Source organism: Agrobacterium sp. 22-210-1 (assembly GCF_053522525.1).
Genome location: NZ_JBNWCI010000001.1, coordinates 279,281 through 297,088, shown reverse-complemented (window position 1 = coordinate 297,088; position 17,808 = coordinate 279,281). Strand labels below are relative to the sequence as shown.

Below are 17,808 nucleotides of genomic sequence, written 5' to 3'. Positions count from 1 at the left end.
CCGGCTCAATCTATCAGGCGCTGACGTATGGTTTTTGCCACCAGCTGCGTACGGTTGACGCAGTCGAGCTTGCGCATGGCATTGTTCATATAGGTATTGACGGTGTGCTCCGAGATGGAGAGAAGCTCGGCGATCTCCACGGAGGTCTTGCCCTGCGCGGTCCAGCGCACCACGTCAAGCTCCCGTTTCGTGAGGGGCGACGGGCCTTTGGAGCCGATGCGGCAAAGACGATCATAGACCTCCAGAGCATGCAGCACGATCATGCCCAGCTCATTCAGCGATGCCTGTGACAGGGTATCACGATCACCCGCAAAATTCATCAGATGCCGGTTTCCGCTCATGCCGCTCACCGGCACCATGAGCCCGGAGGTGATGCCGATGCTGCCGAGCGAGGCCCCCGCTTCCGCCAGCGTTCCGCAGGCAATATCCGCGTCTTCCAGCGACCAGTATTGCGGCATCATCGATGAGGCGCCGCGCTTGATTACCGGACACTCGCCAAGCGCGCCATTCGCGGTCATCGCATTCACAACCCAGACCGGCAGGGTGCTTTCAACAACTGTTGGCAAGGCATAAGCATTGCTGCCACCGGGTAATTTCATCAGCGTCACATGCGCATAGCCGAATGCGTGCATTACCTCTTGCAGCGCCATCAACCATTGCTGCCTGTCGGCGGCGGCGGACAGGTCACGGCAAAGTCTGGCCTGGCGCTCCGTCTTCGACATTCAGCCACCACCACCCGATGGGCGCAAAATGTCCCAATGTGAGGAACAGACAGCAGAGGCGAAGACGGTTGCGACCTTCATGACGGGCGGACCACCTGGATTAAAGCGCGGGGTTTTCGGACTTGTCCTTCGGCTTGGCCATCAGTTTTTCCAGAAAACCGAGCATAACCGCCGAGACGACAAAAGCCAGATGGATGATGGTGAACCACATCAGCTTGCTGTCCGAATACTGGTTGGCGTTGAGGAAAATCTGCAGCAGATGGATCGACGAAATCGCCACGATCGACGATGCGACCTTGATCTTCAGACTGCCGGCGTCGAGCTTGCCCAGAAAAGAAACCTCGTCATCCGCATTGTCGAAGCGGCTGACGAAATTCTCGTAACCGGAAATCATCACCATGACGATCAGGCTGGCGACCAGCGCCGCATCGATCAACCCAAGCATGGCGAGGATCATATCCGACTCGTCGTAAATAAAGACGTTTTTTGCAACCTTCAGGAACTTGAGCGCGAAGGAAAACGCGTAAACCGCCAGCGCCGCGACAAGCCCGAGATAAAAAACGACGAGCAGCCAGCGGCTGGAGAGGATGATCCGCTCGACGAGCAGTTCAAGAGACTTCATTTCCGTATCCGATTAATAATCTGTTTATTGTTGGAGCATGCTTTCTTTCGCCATGTAAACTGGCTGCGAATATCCTAGCAAGCGGCAATGTCGGGACTTTGGCGGCACCGTGGCGTTTTTGCCGCATTCAGCACCTGGAAGACGCCACGGCGGCCCGTAACATTTCTGCAACATACCGTTATGCTTTAAAACATGATGCGAAAAGTCATATATAATATGTTGACAGTTATCATCATGTTTTCTAGTCCTCGCTTATCGGCTCGCCCGTAACAATTCAGAACATTTTAAGCCGCGCACAAGTGCGGCGCGTTTTCGCGCGCCGTGTCTATCCGCGCGCCTACCGGGGGTACTTAATGTCCATCTCGCGCACCCATTCCGCGCTGCTTCTGTGCACTGCCATGTCTCTTCTGCCGCTTGCCGGCCCCGCACGGGCACAGGATGCCGCGTCGCAGGCGGACGGCGCTACCACGCTTGAAAGGATCGTCGTCAAGGGCAAGCGCGTCAAAAGCGCCAATGCCGCCGCCGATACGCCACTGGCGAGCCAGACCACGGCGGAAGACATCCGCAAGAAGGACATCGGCAGCATCAAGGACCTTGGAAACAGCACGGAACCGGGCGTCGATTATGTGGATTCCAAGCCCGGCCGGCCCGGCGGATTGTTCATTCGCGGCCTCGGCGGCGCACGTGTCGTAACGCTGATTGACAATATTCCCGTTCCCTTCTTCGAAAACTTCGCCCGGCAGGGTCAGGCCACCACCACATTGAGCAATACGAATTCGAGCTTCGATTTTTCCTCGCTCTCGACGGTTGACGTGGTGCGCGGCGCAGATTCCAGCCGTATCGGCTCCGGTGCTCTCGGCGGCGCGCTGGTGCTGCGCACCCTCGAGCCGGAAGACCTGATCGGCGAAGGCAGGGATTGGGGCGGTGTCGCCAAGACCACCTATGACAGCGAAGACAGAAGCGTCGGCGGATCCCTCGCCGTCGCCAAGAAGATCGAGAACACCTCGGTCCTGTTCCAGGGTTCCTACAAGCGCGGCAACGAGACGGACAACAAGGGCACGGCCGATATCTACGGCACGCGCCGCACCAAGCCCAATCCCGCCGACACCTATGAAAGTAACCTGATGTTCAAGATCCGTCAGGATCTTGAAGGCGGCCATCGCATCGGCCTGACAGCCGAGCGCTATTCGCTGAGAAACCGCAGCGACATGAAGACCCTACAGGGCGTCAGCGTTTCGGGATCGACCTACCGCATCGGCGACTATAGGGGCTACGAGGATACCGAGCGTGATCGCGTATCCCTCGATTACGAATACGAAGCGCCCTCGACCGACGGCTTCATCGACGCCGCCAATCTTTCGCTTTACTGGACGCGTCTTTCCAAGGAGTCCGGCGCCGGAGACCGACTGACCAACAATTCGCTCTATATTCGCGAAGACAGCATGCGCAACAGCGCATTTGGCATCGTTGGCGGCCTTGAATCCGGTTTCGAACTCGGCGGCGTGCAGCACACGGTCCGTTTCGGCGGTAACGCCATGACGACCGATTTCAGCCAGGAGCTTTTCGCCAACACGGCTGGTTCAACCTCTTCGTCGCAATCAGACATGCCTGACGTGAGCGGCAAGAGCCTCGGCCTCTATCTCGATGACGAAATCGCATTTGGCAACGGCTTCCGCCTTACCCCCGGATTGCGCTTCGATTCCTATGATTACGATCCGGATGGTTCGGTATCCAGCAACAGCGGCTACAACACCTTCGGCCTGCCGAGCGGCAACAGCGGCTCGCGCTTCTCGCCAAAACTGCTTGCCACCTATGACGTGACACCGGAACTTCAGCTCTTCGCACAATGGTCCATGGCCTATCGTGCACCGACGATCAATGAATTGTACCTGAACTTCTCCAACGTCAGCTCCGGTTACGCAGTGGTCGGCAATTCCGCCCTCAACCCCGAGACCAGCAATGGTTTTGAAATCGGCGCGAACTATGCCTCCGGTGACCTCACGGGAAGCCTGACGCTGTTCCACAACAAGTACAAGAACTTCATCGAGCAGTACACGACCTCGACGACCCTGTTCCCCGGCTTTGGCGGTAGGGGCAACGGATCGCTCTTCACCTATCGCAACCGCAACAATGTCGAAATTTCGGGTGTGGAAGCAAAGGTCCGCAAGGACCTTGCAAACGGCTTCTTCGCCCATGCCTCGCTCGCTTACGCCTATGGCAAGGACACAGACACCAACGAGTTCATCCGCACGGTGGCCCCGTTCAAGTCCGTGCTCGGCATCGGCTACGCGCAGGAAACCTGGGGCACGGAATTCACCGGCATCTTCTCGTCCGGCATGCGTGACGACAAGGTCGCGACCACCTTTGACGCACCCGGTTACGGCATCTTCAACCTGACTGGCTGGTGGGAGCCGGAACAGACCAAGGGCCTGCGCATTCAGGCCGGCATCTACAACCTGTTCGACAGGCAATACTGGAATGCGGTCGGCGTTCGTGACGTCAATCCCAACACCGTCAGCAGCGTCAACCAGCCGGTCGACTTCTATACGGAAGCCGGACGCAGCTTCAAAATCTCTCTGACCCAGAAATTCTAAAACCGGGCCAGAACCATCATCTCCGGAACATCATCTCCAGTCGGGGCGGCCTTCGGGTCGCCCCTTTTTTGTCACCGGCAATAAAGGTATCCGCCCTTTCGCTCCAGGACGTCAAGATGCAGGTGATCCTGATGGGTGGCATCGCTGCCGGGAGAAAGAACGGTGCGGAAGAACAGGCAGGCAGCGGCCGTAATCGTGCGTTGGAAGGCGCCTTCCGGCGTTCCGTCCTCGCCGCGCGGCTTCATCACCAGCGGCTCGCCCTTATCGAAGGCGATGGTGGAAATATCCACCGCATTGCCCTTGGCATGTTCGGAAATCTTGCCCGTTTCGGCACTGTTACGGTTGCGGCAGATATAGGTCGACGCATTGGCGATGGCCGTCACCTTTTTCTCCGGCAGGGCAAGGGCCGCCGCCGGCAACACCATCTCCTTGGTCCAGCGGGAAAGGGCAAGCGCGGTTTCGCAGCGCATGGTGCCTGAAGGTTCAAGCTTTATATCAGGCAGAACCACGGAAAGCTCAATTGGCGCTTCAACGCCGCAGCCCTGCTCTTCGTCACGGATCGGCTCAAGTTTTTTGAATTCCGCGCCGATTTCCTTCAGCGCACCAAGGCAGGCCTCAAGTGCTGCCGGGTCTTCCGGCTTTACCGGCTCCGGTGGTTTCTCCGGTTTTGCCGCTTCGTCAGCTGGTTTCTGTTGTTCCCCGCCATCCTTGCCCTCGCTTTTCCCCTTCGCGTCATCGGCCCCCTTATCAGCGGGTGTCTTTTCACCATCCGGTTTCTGTTCTTCCGGAGCCTGCGGCTTCGGAACCGGTTTCGGCGCTTCCACCGGGTCTTGCGCCTTCCCGTCCGATGGCTTTTCCGAAGGGGTGGAGGATTGCCCCTCACCCGGCTTGGGCTGTGGCACAGGCACCTGGGGGGGCGGTTCCGAGGCGGAAATCAATGCAAGGCTGGCTACCAGAAGACACAGGCGATGAAGCATTATACGGGGTACTCCTGACCGTTTCGGCAGGAGAGCAACGCAGCAGCGGCAGGTAAGGTTCATTCCCTCACCGAAATCCGCTTGCCAAGGCGGATCGTGCACGCTAACAATTTTCCCATGAATATCGTGTCTATGAACATTGCTAACTGGTGGTGGAGCAGCTTTACGCGGCCTTGACCAGTCATGTCTTCAGACGAAGTCCAAGCCGCCCGAATTTTCAGGCGGCTTTTTTGTTATTTTGCCGCCTGTCATCGGGCTTGAACAACAGAAAGCATGCGCGCAAAAGTGCTTGGCGGTTTTGCGATAACGACATGCGACAAAATGAGTACGAAAGAAATGGTAACGATCATTCAGGATGACGGAGCGGAAACCTACGAGACGAAAGGCGACATAAAAGTCAGCCGGAAGCGTCGACCCGCCGATTATGCGACCGCCATCGATAATTACATCGAAAAGCTCGATTCTCACCGCGGCGCGGTTTTTTCGTCCAACTATGAATATCCCGGCCGCTACACCCGCTGGGATACGGCCATCATCGACCCACCGCTCGGCATTTCCTGTTTTGGCCGCAAGATGTGGATCGAGGCCTATAATGGCCGTGGCGAAGTGCTGCTCGGCTTTATTACCGAAAAGCTGAAGGCGACGCCCGATCTCACGCTCGGCGCATCCTCCGCCCGCCGTCTCGATCTTACCGTCAACGAACCGGACCGCGTCTTCACCGAGGAAGAACGCTCGAAAATCCCGACGGTCTTTACCGCGCTGCGCGCCATCGTTGACCTTTTTTATTCGAACGCGGATTCGGCCATCGGCCTGTTCGGCGCCTTCGGTTACGATCTCGCCTTCCAGTTCGACGCGATCAAGCTGTCGCTTTCGCGCCCGGAAGATCAGCGCGACATGGTGCTCTACCTGCCGGATGAAATCCTCGTCGTTGACCACTATTCCGCCAAGGCCTGGATCGACCGTTACGATTTCGAAAAGGACGGCGTAACGACGGACGGCAAGTCCTCCGACATCACGCCCGATCCCTTCAAGACCACCGATACGATCCCGCCCAAGGGCGATCACCGTCCCGGCGAATATTCCGAACTTGTCGTGAAGGCCAAGGAGAGCTTCCGCCGCGGCGACCTGTTCGAAGTCGTTCCCGGCCAGAAATTCATGGAGCGTTGCGAAAGCAATCCGTCGGCGATTTCGCGCCGCCTGAAGGCGATCAACCCGTCGCCCTATTCCTTCTTCATCAATCTCGGCCATCAGGAATATCTGGTCGGCGCTTCACCGGAAATGTTCGTGCGCGTTTCCGGCCGCCGCATCGAGACCTGCCCGATTTCAGGCACCATCAAGCGCGGCGACGATCCGATTGCCGATAGCGAGCAGATCCTGAAACTGCTCAACTCGAAGAAGGACGAATCCGAACTCACCATGTGTTCGGATGTGGACCGCAACGACAAGAGCCGCGTCTGCGAGCCGGGTTCGGTAAAGGTCATCGGCCGCCGCCAGATCGAGATGTATTCGCGCCTCATCCACACCGTCGACCACATCGAGGGCCGCCTGCGCGACGATATGGACGCCTTTGACGGTTTCCTCAGCCACGCCTGGGCCGTCACCGTCACCGGTGCACCCAAACTGTGGGCCATGCGTTTCATCGAAGGTCATGAAAAGAGCCCGCGCGCCTGGTATGGCGGCGCAAGCGGCATGGTCGGCTTCAACGGCGACATGAATACGGGGCTCACGCTGCGCACCATCCGCATCAAGGACGGCATCGCCGAGGTGCGTGCGGGTGCGACGCTGCTCAACGATTCCAACCCGCAGGAAGAAGAAGCCGAAACCGAACTGAAGGCGTCGGCCATGATCGCAGCCATTCGTGACGCAAAAGCCACCAACTCGGCGGCCACCAAGCGCGATGCCGCCAAGGTGGGCACCGGCGTCAAGATATTGCTCGTCGACCACGAAGACAGCTTCGTCCACACGCTGGCGAATTATTTCCGCCAGACGGGTGCCACGGTCTCCACGGTCAGATCGCCGGTCGCCGCAGACGTGTTCGACCGCTTCCAGCCCGATCTCGTTGTGCTGTCTCCCGGCCCCGGCAGCCCGACGGATTTCGACTGCAAGGCGACGATCAAGGCCGCCCGCGCCCGTGATCTGCCGATTTTCGGTGTCTGCCTCGGCCTTCAGGCTCTGGCGGAAGCCTATGGCGGTGAGTTGCGCCAGCTTGCAGTGCCGATGCACGGCAAGCCTTCGCGCATCCGCGTGCTGGAACCCGGTCTCGTCTTCTCCGGTCTCGGCAAGGAAGTGACCGTCGGTCGTTACCACTCGATCTTCGCCGACCCCGCCACCCTGCCGCGTGATTTCATCATCACCGCGGAAAGCGAGGACGGCACGATCATGGGCATCGAACACGCCAAGGAACCGGTGGCCGCCGTTCAGTTCCACCCGGAATCGATCATGACGCTCGGCCAGGACGCCGGCATGCGCATGATCGAGAACGTCGTGGTGCATCTGACCCGCAAGGCGAAGACGAAGGCGGCATGATGGCCGCAGCCGGCGCCATTGCCATAGAACCCATCCGGGCGGAGCACGTTGAAAGCTTTCACCGTGCTCTCGATACGGTTTCGCGTGAGCGGAAATATCTGAGCTTCCTGGAGGCGCCGCCGCTCGATTCTGTCCGCGCCTTCGTTCTCGACATGATTGAAAACGACCATCCGCAATTCGTGGCGATTGCGGATGGCGAAGTGGCCGGCTGGTGCGATATTCGCCGCCAGAGCAGAGCAACCCGCGCCCATTGCGGCACGCTCGGCATGGGCATCCTGCCCGCCTATCGCGACAAGGGGCTGGGTGGACGGCTGATGCGGCAGACACTCGATGCCGCCCGTCAATGCGGGCTGCATCGTGTCGAGCTAAGCGTACATGCGGACAATGCCAGAGCAATTGCGCTTTATGAAAAGATCGGTTTTGTGCATGAAGGCCGGGGCCGTGACGCCGTTCTGATCGACGGGCGTTACATCGACAGCCTGAACATGGCGATCATTTTCGGCACCTAACCCCTCGGCAGCGAGGCGGAAATACACAGCGCGAATTTCTTCAGAAGCTGCATGTCGAAATGCCCTTCCCGCCGCAGCATCCAGGTCAGCGCGTCATTCGCAGTCCAAGGCTTCTTGTAGGGCCTGACCGAAGTGACGGCATCATAAACGTCGCAGATCGCCGCGATACGCGCGTAAAGGCTGATCTCGCTGCCCGCACGGCCACTCGGATAACCGCCGCCGTCCATTCGCTCATGATGGTTGAAGCAGACATCAAGCACCATGCCAGGCATCTGTGCGTTGCGCGACAATATATCCCGGCCGAATACGGGGTGAAGATTGATGATCTCCCGCTCATTGGCGCTCAGCCCCTCCGCCTTGTTGAGGATAGAAGAGGGGATTTCCACCTTGCCGATGTCGTGCAGCAAGCCGCTGATGCCGAGCAGATCGACCGCTCCCCTGTCCAACCCGAGATAATTACCGAAAAGAATCATCAGACCGCTGACGGAGACCGAATGAACGAAGGTCGTTTCGTCTTTCGATTTCAGGCGGGTGACCCCGATGAAAATCGCCGGGTTCGACTGCACCGCATCCGAAATCTTGCTCGCCGCGGCAGCCATGCCCTTCAACGAAACACAGCCGCCAGCTTCGGCGGAGGCGAAGGTCTCGGCAATCGCATCGGCGGCCGAGCGCACGGCATGGGTAACGGCGGCGACGGTTTCCGGGCAATTGTCCGATTGCGGCGAAACGGTCGCGGAGCGAGCGCTGCCTTCGGTATCATGTCCCTTGGCCGTATTGATGATAATGCTTTCGGCGCCGCTTAATTTCAATTGACGCATTAATTCCTCGTGCCGCAAAAGAAAGCGGTGCCGCTTTAAAAATCCCTGGTTCGAAAGCGTTCCTTCGACCGCTTCGATAAACATGCCAATCGTCAGTTGCTGGCTGGAAATTCGTTTGAGCATCAGATGCTTTTATTTTCCTTCCCGGGAATGATAACCTGAAACCGTAATTCGTAAAAAATGTCGGCACGCAACCGCCTAAAATATAAAGGTGAAGTTAAGCCTTCCCGATTTTACCTAAACTTGGACCTCGAAAGATTAGATAACACAAATATGAAAATATTTTACTCCGGATATATTTAAAACTCAAAGCATAAATTCGAATAGACCAATAATCAACCTTGGAATGTAAATAGTGAAAATTCTCGCATACGACGTAAACCAGGAGCCGAAGAAACCCGCATGAATTCCAGACTTGAAACGCGCATCGATCAGGGTACGGGCCGTGAACCGGCGGACATGGTTCTCAAGGGCGGACGTTTCTTCGACCTCGTCACCGGAGAACTCGTCGCCTCGGACATCGCCATCTGTGGCGACACGATCGTCGGAACCTGCGAGAACTATAAAGGCATCAGGGAAATCGACATTTCCGGAAAGATCGTCGTTCCGGGTTTCATCGATACACATCTCCACATCGAATCGTCACTGGTGACACCACACGAATTCGACCGCTGCGTTTTGCCCTATGGCGTTACCACCGCCATCTGCGACCCGCATGAGATCGCCAATGTTCTCGGTGTGGAGGGGCTTCAGTTCTTCCTCGACAGCGCCATGGAAACAATCATGGACATCCGCGTGCAGCTTTCCTCCTGCGTGCCCGCCACCCATCTGGAAACCGCCGGCGCCGATTTGCCCATCGAAAAGCTGCTGCCGTTCCGCGATCATCCGAAGGTCATCGGTCTTGCCGAATTCATGAATTTTCCGGGCGTCATCCACAAGGACCCGGTGTGCATGGCAAAGCTTGCGGCCTTTCAGGGCGAGCATATCGACGGACACGCGCCGCTTCTCTCCGGAACGGCGCTCAACGGTTATCTCGCCGCCGGCATCCGCACGGAACATGAATGCACCAGCGCCCCGGAAGCAATGGAGAAAATCCGCAAGGGCATGCATATTCTGGTGCGTGAAGGCTCGGTCTCAAAAGACCTGCACGCCCTGATGCCTATTATCACCGAGCGCCTGTCGCCCTATCTCGCGCTCTGCACCGATGATCGCAACCCGCTCGATATCGCCGAACAGGGCCATCTCGATTATATGATCCGCACCGCCATCGCCAGCGGTGTGGAACCGCTCGCCATCTACCGCGCCGCTTCCATTTCCGCCGCAAAAGCCTTCGGCCTGCGCGATCGCGGCCTCGTCGCACCCGGCTGGCGCGCCGATCTCGTGGTCATCGACAGCCTGCAGAACTGCAAGGCCAGCATGGTGTTATCAGGCGGACGGATCGTCGATGACGCCCTCTTTGCCACACGCAAACCGGTCGCCCCCGTCGGCCTCGACAGCGTCAAGGCAAGACCGGTGCTCGCTTCCCATTTTGGCGTGCCTGTCACCGAAGGCGAAACACCCGTCATGGGCGTGCTTCCCGGCAAGATCATTACCGAGCACCGCCGCTACAAGCTGCCAACGGATGGCAACCAGACCACCGTCGATCTTGCGAACGACATCATCAAGGTCGCCGTCATCGAACGCCACGGCAAGAACGGCAACCATGCCAATGGTTTCGTTCAGGGCTTCGGCCTGAAGAAAGGCGCCATCGCCTCCACTGTCGGCCATGACAGCCACAATATCTGCGTCGTCGGCGTCAACGAGGACGACATGGCGCTCGCCGCCAACCGGCTCGGCGAAATCAAGGGTGGTTTCGTGGTGGTGGAAGACGGCAGGGTAACCGGCGAGATCGCTTTGCCCGTCGCGGGGCTGATGAGCCTCGAACCCTATGAGACGGTGCGCGACACGCTGCATACGCTGCGAAAGGCGGCCTATGCACTCGGCACAACGCTGGAGGAGCCTTTCCTGCAGGTGGCCTTCCTGCCGCTGCCCGTCATTCCGCATCTGAAGATTTCGGATATGGGCATGGTGGACGTGGACCGGTTTACGCTGATTTGATGGTGGTTTAGCGACCAGAGGCGGCGGATACGCTCAATCTGCGTTGAGGCCGCGAGAGCGGCCTCATGCTTTCGTCTCCGAAGGCCAGGTGACGTAATAATATTTGCCTGCAACCCTGCCAAAATAGGCGTGTTTTCCCGTCGCCTTGTCGACATAGCTGCCGCTTCCATCCCTGGAAAGCGCGCCGTCTTCGCTGCGCTTCAGCTGCGTGTTGAGGAAGTCGACCCAATTGGTCTTGGCGATGTCAGTGGCTGTCGTCGGCTTGGCGTTTTTCTGGTTCGGATCCCAGGCGTCGATCGTTTTGCCCTGGGTGGGGGTCGAAACCTGCAGGGCCCCGCGCTCGAGAGCGCCCATCATCGACCGGGCGCCCAGATATTGCGCCGGATCGTCCCCCGCCAACGAAAGCTTGGCCTTCAGATTCCGCATGAAGGCCGGCGATGCGATATAGTCGGCTGAAGCGGTTTTCGGGGCTGGATTCGGTGTGGATGCGCGGGCCGCCGACTGCCCGGAAAGGAAGACGTCTCTGATGGATGGAGGGGCGGCCTGAGCTTTGGCACGGGAGGATGTGGCATTAGCGGTACTGGACTGATTAAAACTCTTGATTGAAACGGACATGACAATCCCTGCTTCACTTTATGGGTGGAAACCGAAAATCTGTGGGTTTCAATTCATTAATAATGGAAGCTTGCCCGAGGATCGCTAACAACGAAGTAATTATGAAAAAATTACTTCGCGGTATCTATTAATAAGAACATACATAGGTTTTTACCATGAACTAATTTAAGTTTAAGATATTATAAAATTCACAAATACCTAAATAGTACTATTCAACACCCGAGACGCGACTATGGTTCCGCATTTGGGCGTCAGAACGCACCCGCGAAGACTGACATCGTCTGCTGGCTGAACAGTGCCGGGAGGTTATGAACCCAGAGGCAGAGACTTACGGAAATAAACCACCCGCTGCGTTTCCTCAAACCCCAGCGCCGCATGCATGCGGTGTGAATCGACATTGGAAATATCGGCATCGGAAGCAAGCTCGCTCACGCCCCTGCTGATCGCCCAACGGGTCACCTCGGCAATCAATGCAGCCGCAACGCCCAGTTTGCGAAACGCCTCCTCCACATAAACACCTTCGAGAAACGCCACGGGCGAGGTGTCGCATCCGTTGACATAGTCCTGCCGCAGGCTGGCTTCGGCAAAACCGATGGCCGCACCCGCCGGATCATGGGCAATAAATCCAACTTCATTGTCGGAGAAGTCCTGCAATTCCGCCCGGTATTCAGCGGGTGAGGCGTCGGGCCACAAGCGGTGCCGCAGGAGGGACCAGTCATCGAGCGATGTTTCGCCCGCAGTCTCGATGACAAATTGCCGGCTCATGCGACGACCCCGCAAAACACATCCAGCCCATCGAGCTTTACAATCCCCCCATCGAACAGCGGCGAGAAACCGGGCATCGGCAATATATCCGTGACCCGCATCGCCTTCGGTATCGGGAATTCCACCGCCTCACGGGTCAGGTTGAAAACGAACAGCAATTTTTCATCGCCCTTCTGGCGTGTGAAGGCCAGCACGTCGAGATTGGTCTTGATGAAGTGCATGTCGCCATCGCGCAGCGCGCCGTGACCTTTGCGGAAAGACAGAACCGCGCGATAATGATTGAGTACCGACTCCGGTTTGCGCTCCTGCGCATCAACGGCCTGCATGGCATGGGCATAGGGCACCGGCAGCCAGGGCTTTTCAGCGCTTGAAAAACCGGCATTCGGCTTGCCGGTCTCCCAAACCATCGGCGTGCGGCATCCGTCCCGCCCCTTGAAGGCGGGCCAGAAACGAATGCCATAGGGGTCGCGCAAATCCTCAAAGGCAAGTTCGGCCTCCGTCAGCCCCAGTTCCTCGCCCTGATAGAGGCATATGGAACCGCGCAGGCTGGCGAGAACGCAGATGGCGAGCTTCGCTACCCGTGTCTGCTCCTCCACGCTTTCGGAAAAGCGGCTGAGATGGCGCACCACATCATGGTTGGAAAAGGCCCAGCACACCCAGCCATCCGTCACCACCTTGCCGAAGGTCCCCACCGAGCCGCGCAGGTGTTTTGCGCTGAAATCCGGCCCGAGAAGATCGAAGGTGTAACACATGTTGAGTTTGTCATTGCCGGACGTATAGGCCGCAACCGTCTTCAGCGAGCGAGCGCCGTCTCCCACCTCACCCACGGTGGCGCGGCCCTCATAGTCATCGAGCAGTGCGCGAAAACGCTTCAGGAAAGCAACATTTTCCGGCCGCGTCTTGTCGTAGAGATGGTCCTGCATGCCATAGGGATTGACGTCGGAGGCATCGAGACCAAAGCTCTCCTCGTCAAAAAGCGGCGGGTTGTCTCGCAGCAGCTTGTCATGGAAATAATGGTTGACGGTATCGAGCCGGAAACCGTCCACGCCGCGATCCAGCCAGAAACGCACGGTTTCCAGCAGCGCATCCTGAACCTCGGGATTATGGAAATTCAGATCCGGCTGCGAGGCAAGGAAACTGTGCATGTAATATTGCTTGCGCACGCCGTCCCATTCCCATGCCGGCCCGCCAAACACGGAAAGCCAGTTGGTGGGTGCGGTGCCATCCGGCTTGGGATTGGCCCAGACATACCAGTCGGCCTTGCTGTTGGTGCGGCTGGCGCGGCTGTCCACGAACCACGGATGCTGATCTGACGTGTGTGAAATGACCTGGTCGATGATCACCTTCAGCCCCAGCCGATGCGCCTCGGCCATCAGCGCATCGAAATCGGCAAGCGTGCCGAACATCGGATCGACATTGCAATAATCGGAAACGTCATAACCCATATCGGCCATGGGCGAAGTGAAGAACGGCGACAGCCAGATGGCATCAACGCCGAGCGAGGCGATATAGGGCAGCCGTTTCGTCACCCCGGCAAGATCGCCGTAACCGTCACTGGTCGTGTCCTGAAACGAGCGCGGATAGACCTGATAGATCACCGCTCCCTTCCACCAGTCCGATTGCGCGTGGGGTTTGTGGACCGGGGCATGGGTTGGCGTCATGGGCGATCTCCTGATGGCGGTTCATTCGAGAATATAAAGCCGTTGCGCCCGCGTAAACCGGAACTTCGCAGATGCACAATCGGCCAGAACCGCCCTTGTCAGCGGCGCGCACTCGTCGTAAGCCGCATGGCTGGAAAAAACGGGAGGATGACGGCGTGGGCGGACGGTTTCTGTCGATTGGCGAATGCATGGTGGAATTGTCGCAGGCCGGCAACGGGCTGCTGCGCAAGGGTTTTGCCGGGGATACGTTCAATACCGCCTGGTATGCCCGCGCCTGCCTGCCGCAAGACTGGTCGGTCGATTATTTCACCGCGCTCGGCGACGATCCGCTTTCGGAAGACATGCTGGCCTTCATTGCGGAAGCCGGCATCGGCACGGAAACAATCCGCCGCATCAAGGGCGGCACGCCCGGCCTTTACCTCATCAACCTGAAAGACGGCGAACGCACCTTCAGCTATTGGCGTAATGCCGCCGCCGCAAGGCAACTGGCGGCCGACGCTGACCATCTGCGCAGAACTGTTGAGAGCGCTGACGTCATTTATTTCTCCGGCATCACCCTCGCCATCCTCGCCTCCGCGCATGATGTCGATACGTTTCTGGCCGAGCTGCGCCGCGCCAAGGCGGCGGGCAAACCCGTGGTCTTCGATCCGAACATCCGCCCGCGCCTCTGGGCCGACAAAGACGTGATGCTCGCGACAATTACCAACGGCGCACGCGCCGCAACGCTTGCGATGCCGAGCTTCGATGACGAGGCCAGCCATTTCGGCGACGGATCGGTCGAAGCGACCATCGACCGTTACCGTTCGCTTGGCGTCGAGAACATCGTGGTGAAAGACGGCGCGAAGGGTGCGACGCTCGATTTCGGCGGCAGCCGCAGTCACGCCCCGGCGGTGAAGGCCGTGGACGTGGTGGATACGACAAGCGCCGGCGACAGCTTCAACGGCGCTTTCCTCGCCCGTTATGTGACCGGCAGTTCGCCGGAGGAAGCGGCCACCTTCGCGGCAAGGGCGGCGGCAACCGTCATCGGTCACCACGGCGCGCTGATCAGCCCCGAGCTGCTGCCGCTGGTGGGATAAGGCTCCGCCGCACTGGGAAGCGCCGTGAACAACCGCAAACTTCTGCACGAAAACCCCACTTCCCCACCGTCACATGGCCTGACATGATCCTGTAACACGCGCGCCGCATATACGGGCGGAAGCCGGGCAATGGGGAATCGCCTGCGCGCAGATGAGCAGGATCAGTGTTTCATGACGAGAATCACGATTGTCACAGATGCCTGGCACCCGCAGGTCAACGGCGTGGTTCGCTCGATAGAAAACACCAATACCGAGCTGGCGCGGCTGGGTGTGGATGTGAACATGGTCACGCCCCAGAGTTTCTACAGCATTCCCTGCCCCACCTATCCGGAAATCCGCCTCTCGGTCGCCGGCTATCGCCGTGTTGCGGCCGAGATCGAAAAAAGCCAGCCCTCCTTCGTGCATATCGCCACCGAAGGGCCGCTGGGTTTCATGGCGCGGCGCTGGTGTGTGAAGAACCATATGCGTTTTTCCACCAGCTATCACACCCGCTTTCCCGAATATGTCGCGGCGCGTTTTCCAATCCCGGAAAGCTGGCTTTATGCTTTCGTGCGCTGGTTCCACAATGGCGGCAACACCTGCATGGTGGCGACGCCGAGCCTCGAGACCGAGCTGGAAGCGCGCGGCGTCAAGAACCTGAAGCGCTGGAGCCGGGGCATTGATGCCGAACTGTTCCATCCGCGCCCGAAAACCACGCTGCCTTTCGATCTGCCACGGCCGATCTTCATGACGGTCGGTCGTGTGGCGGTGGAGAAGAACCTGCCGGAATTCCTGGAACTCGACCTGCCCGGATCGAAGGTCGTCATCGGCGATGGCCCGGCCCGCCATGAGTTGCAGGAAAAATATCCCGGCGTGCTGTTTACCGGCGTCAAGACCGGCGAAGAGTTGGCCGATGCCTATGCGCAGGCGGATGTCTTCGTTTTCCCCTCGAAGACCGATACCTTCGGCAACACCATTCTGGAAGCGCTGGCAAGCGGCGTACCCGTTGCCGCCTTCCCCGTCACCGGGCCGATTGACATTCTCGGCGGCAACCCGGCCGCCGGCGCGCTGGATGACAATCTTCGCAATGCCTGTCTGGCCGCACTTCATTGTTCACCGCAGGAGGCGCTGGCGCTTTCCAAAAGCTACAGCTGGGAAAAGGCGTCGCGGCAATTCCTCGACAACGTCATTCACGCGGCTGGAAAATCCCTGCCGCTCCTGTCCCGTTCACGGCTGGCCTGAAGGTAAACACATCCCCCGGTTTTTTCTGCAAGGACAGTGGACGAAACATGACGGGAATGTCACAAGGCGATCAGGACGCGACTGCCGTTATCTTTAGAACGGGGTCGGGCTGCTGATTGACGTCAGGCGGTTGCCGCGAGATTACGCTGGCCGTCCTATTTCCAGATGATACCCCGCCAGCTCATTGGGATGCCGCTTCAGGATATAGGAAGAAGCTCTTTTTGCTGGGCTGCGGACCATTGGTTGATCTTCTCGATAATGTCCTTTGGAGCGATCGGCAGGGCGCTGTTCGGTATGACAGCCACCGTTCCGTGAAAAACCAGCACCAGACTGTCCGGCGGCGTGATTGCGAGATGATAGCGCGCCCAGCTTAAGTGCACGGTGTCCAGCCGTGTGACCTGCTTGAAGCCTTCGGGCCCGATTTCGATCAGCGAATGAGGCGAATACATGCGCTCGTGCGCGATATTCCAGTGTGCCAGAACCTCGTAATAGGATTTCGCCTCCCGTCTCGCGCCCTGCCAGATAATGCACCATATGACGAGGGCCACGATCGGTGCGGGTGCAAACACCCAATAACCGACCACCGGCCAGACACCCGGGAACCATGGCAGGCTTAGGGAATAGATGAAACCGGCAGCCAGTCCCGCAAATATCGACAGCTTCACTCTTGCCGAGGCAAGATGGCGCGTCCACGACTTGTCGAGAATCATGCTGTAATTTTCATACGCCTGATGTTGATAACCGTGGACATAGTCGGGGATATGTTTCGGGTCGGGCGTGAAGCTTATTGAAATCGTTTCATCGGCCATAGGAGCACGTCATCCCGTCCCTGTGCAGTTTAATCTGCGTAGCAGGGTTGCCCTTATAAATCAAAAGACCTTTCGCTGCCGAAACCTTTGGGGATCAGCGCCGTGCGGCGGAACCTGCCTTCACCATGCTCCGGTAAGCATTTGCCCGGAAAGCGGCACAGTCCGCGGCTTGCCGTCCTTATCCGTCACCGACAGCGATGCCGACATCTGCTTCGGCGATTTGCGGAACCAGTTGGCGGCGACGCTTGCCATATCCCCGAGCATGGCGTGGTGGTGCCAGTCGGCAAAGCGTCTTGCCGTCGCTTCAGGTTCTGAACGGTAGAAGAAATCACCGGATTGCCCGAGATCGTTGATTGATGCCGCCATCGTGGATAGTGGGCGTTGAAACATCTTCGGCGGCACGGACAATCCCCGGGCACCATCGGCAAAAGCCGGCGCCATGAAATCGATCGCCCATCCATCCGCCTCGACCCAGCAATGGAAATTGTCGCCCGCACCCGTCACGTAACCATCGTCACGATGATCCGCAAACAGCAGGACCTTTCCATCCAGATTATAGGCGGCAAGCCCACCCTTCGGCAAAGCCTTGACCTTGTAGTGCTGCTTGAGGATGAAAGCGCCGAAGGTACTGAAATACATCGAGGCCGAAGCGGGATCGGCATTCTGGCTGAGGAGCAGGCTGTTGATGACCCGGTAAATCCGGTGATAGTCGGTCTGCTTGATCAGCATGGTCTTTTACTCTTCAAAACAAGACGTTGGACGAGCACCCGCCGCTTGTTTCTTCTCCCCGGGGGGA

General features: G+C 58.4%; 15 protein-coding genes. 6 read left to right on the top strand and 9 right to left on the bottom strand.

What is annotated here, in order from left to right:
- Window positions 1-5: 5 nt before the first annotated feature.
- Both ACQZ5F_RS01480 and ACQZ5F_RS01475 read right to left on the bottom strand, forming a co-directional pair.
- Complete coding sequence (locus ACQZ5F_RS01480) at window positions 6-722, bottom strand: helix-turn-helix transcriptional regulator (protein ID WP_052818119.1); 717 nt, start codon at window positions 720-722, stop codon at window positions 6-8.
- 100 nt (window positions 723-822) lie between these two features.
- Window positions 823-1,344, bottom strand: a complete 522-nt coding sequence (locus ACQZ5F_RS01475) for a TIGR00645 family protein (RefSeq protein ID WP_046797906.1) — start codon at window positions 1,342-1,344, stop codon at window positions 823-825.
- A gap of 353 nt (window positions 1,345-1,697) precedes the next feature.
- Here ACQZ5F_RS01475 and ACQZ5F_RS01470 point away from each other — a divergent pair, with 353 nt between their 5' ends.
- Window positions 1,698-3,938: a TonB-dependent hemoglobin/transferrin/lactoferrin family receptor gene (locus ACQZ5F_RS01470; protein ID WP_225339216.1), complete on the top strand. Its 2,241-nt coding sequence runs from the start codon at window positions 1,698-1,700 to the stop codon at window positions 3,936-3,938.
- 71 nt (window positions 3,939-4,009) lie between these two features.
- Here the strand turns inward: ACQZ5F_RS01470 and ACQZ5F_RS01465 are convergent, their stop codons facing one another.
- A complete protein-coding gene (locus ACQZ5F_RS01465) occupies window positions 4,010-4,915 on the bottom strand; it encodes an extensin family protein (protein ID WP_225339217.1) in 906 nt (301 codons plus the stop codon).
- Between the two features lie 336 nt (window positions 4,916-5,251).
- On the opposite strand from ACQZ5F_RS01465, the gene ACQZ5F_RS01460 reads away from it, so the two are divergent.
- Both ACQZ5F_RS01460 and ACQZ5F_RS01455 read left to right on the top strand, forming a co-directional pair.
- Window positions 5,252-7,441 carry an anthranilate synthase gene (locus tag ACQZ5F_RS01460; RefSeq protein ID WP_448731044.1) on the top strand — a complete coding sequence of 730 codons (2,190 nt, stop codon included), beginning with the start codon at window positions 5,252-5,254 and terminating at the stop codon, window positions 7,439-7,441.
- Window positions 7,438-7,950 carry a GNAT family N-acetyltransferase gene (locus ACQZ5F_RS01455; RefSeq protein ID WP_046797902.1) on the top strand — a complete coding sequence of 171 codons (513 nt, stop codon included), beginning with the start codon at window positions 7,438-7,440 and terminating at the stop codon, window positions 7,948-7,950. Before ACQZ5F_RS01460 ends, ACQZ5F_RS01455 begins: the two co-directional genes overlap by 4 nt.
- On the opposite strand, the gene ACQZ5F_RS01450 is transcribed toward ACQZ5F_RS01455, so the two are convergent.
- On the bottom strand, window positions 7,947-8,891 hold the full coding sequence (locus tag ACQZ5F_RS01450) for an HD-GYP domain-containing protein (protein WP_448731020.1): 945 nt from the start codon (window positions 8,889-8,891) through the stop codon (window positions 7,947-7,949). The genes ACQZ5F_RS01455 and ACQZ5F_RS01450 overlap by 4 nt on opposite strands.
- Before the next feature lie 279 nt (window positions 8,892-9,170).
- On the opposite strand from ACQZ5F_RS01450, the gene ade reads away from it, so the two are divergent.
- The gene (gene ade, locus ACQZ5F_RS01445) at window positions 9,171-10,865 is read left to right on the top strand and encodes an adenine deaminase (protein WP_444552238.1); all 1,695 of its coding nucleotides are present in this window, start codon (window positions 9,171-9,173) and stop codon (window positions 10,863-10,865) included.
- A gap of 63 nt (window positions 10,866-10,928) precedes the next feature.
- Here ade and ACQZ5F_RS01440 read toward each other — a convergent pair whose 3' ends face one another.
- From ACQZ5F_RS01440 to bglA, 3 genes are all read right to left on the bottom strand, one after another.
- Window positions 10,929-11,291 (bottom strand): hypothetical protein, encoded by a 363-nt coding sequence (locus tag ACQZ5F_RS01440; RefSeq protein WP_448731021.1) that lies wholly within the window; start codon window positions 11,289-11,291, stop codon window positions 10,929-10,931.
- A 495-nt stretch (window positions 11,292-11,786) separates the two neighbouring features.
- A complete protein-coding gene (gene aac(6') / locus ACQZ5F_RS01435; RefSeq protein WP_448731022.1) occupies window positions 11,787-12,245 on the bottom strand; it encodes an aminoglycoside 6'-N-acetyltransferase in 459 nt (152 codons plus the stop codon).
- The gene (bglA, locus tag ACQZ5F_RS01430; protein WP_448731023.1) at window positions 12,242-13,906 is read right to left on the bottom strand and encodes a beta-galactosidase BglA; all 1,665 of its coding nucleotides are present in this window, start codon (window positions 13,904-13,906) and stop codon (window positions 12,242-12,244) included. Before bglA ends, aac(6') begins: the two co-directional genes overlap by 4 nt.
- A 155-nt stretch (window positions 13,907-14,061) precedes the next feature.
- Between bglA and ACQZ5F_RS01425 the strand changes: the two genes are divergently transcribed.
- Together ACQZ5F_RS01425 and ACQZ5F_RS01420 are read left to right on the top strand one after the other, a co-directional pair.
- A complete protein-coding gene (locus ACQZ5F_RS01425; RefSeq protein WP_448731045.1) occupies window positions 14,062-14,982 on the top strand; it encodes a sugar kinase in 921 nt (306 codons plus the stop codon).
- A gap of 171 nt (window positions 14,983-15,153) precedes the next feature.
- Window positions 15,154-16,203, top strand: a complete 1,050-nt coding sequence (locus ACQZ5F_RS01420) for a bifunctional monoglucosyl/glucuronosyl diacylglycerol synthase (RefSeq protein ID WP_080842530.1) — start codon at window positions 15,154-15,156, stop codon at window positions 16,201-16,203.
- A 197-nt stretch (window positions 16,204-16,400) separates the two neighbouring features.
- Here the strand turns inward: ACQZ5F_RS01420 and ACQZ5F_RS01415 are convergent, their stop codons facing one another.
- The gene (locus tag ACQZ5F_RS01415; protein ID WP_225246163.1) at window positions 16,401-17,012 is read right to left on the bottom strand and encodes a hypothetical protein; all 612 of its coding nucleotides are present in this window, start codon (window positions 17,010-17,012) and stop codon (window positions 16,401-16,403) included.
- 120 nt (window positions 17,013-17,132) lie between these two features.
- The gene (locus ACQZ5F_RS01410; protein WP_225246162.1) at window positions 17,133-17,741 is read right to left on the bottom strand and encodes a DUF2026 family protein; all 609 of its coding nucleotides are present in this window, start codon (window positions 17,739-17,741) and stop codon (window positions 17,133-17,135) included.
- Between the last annotated feature and the right edge of the window lie 67 nt (window positions 17,742-17,808).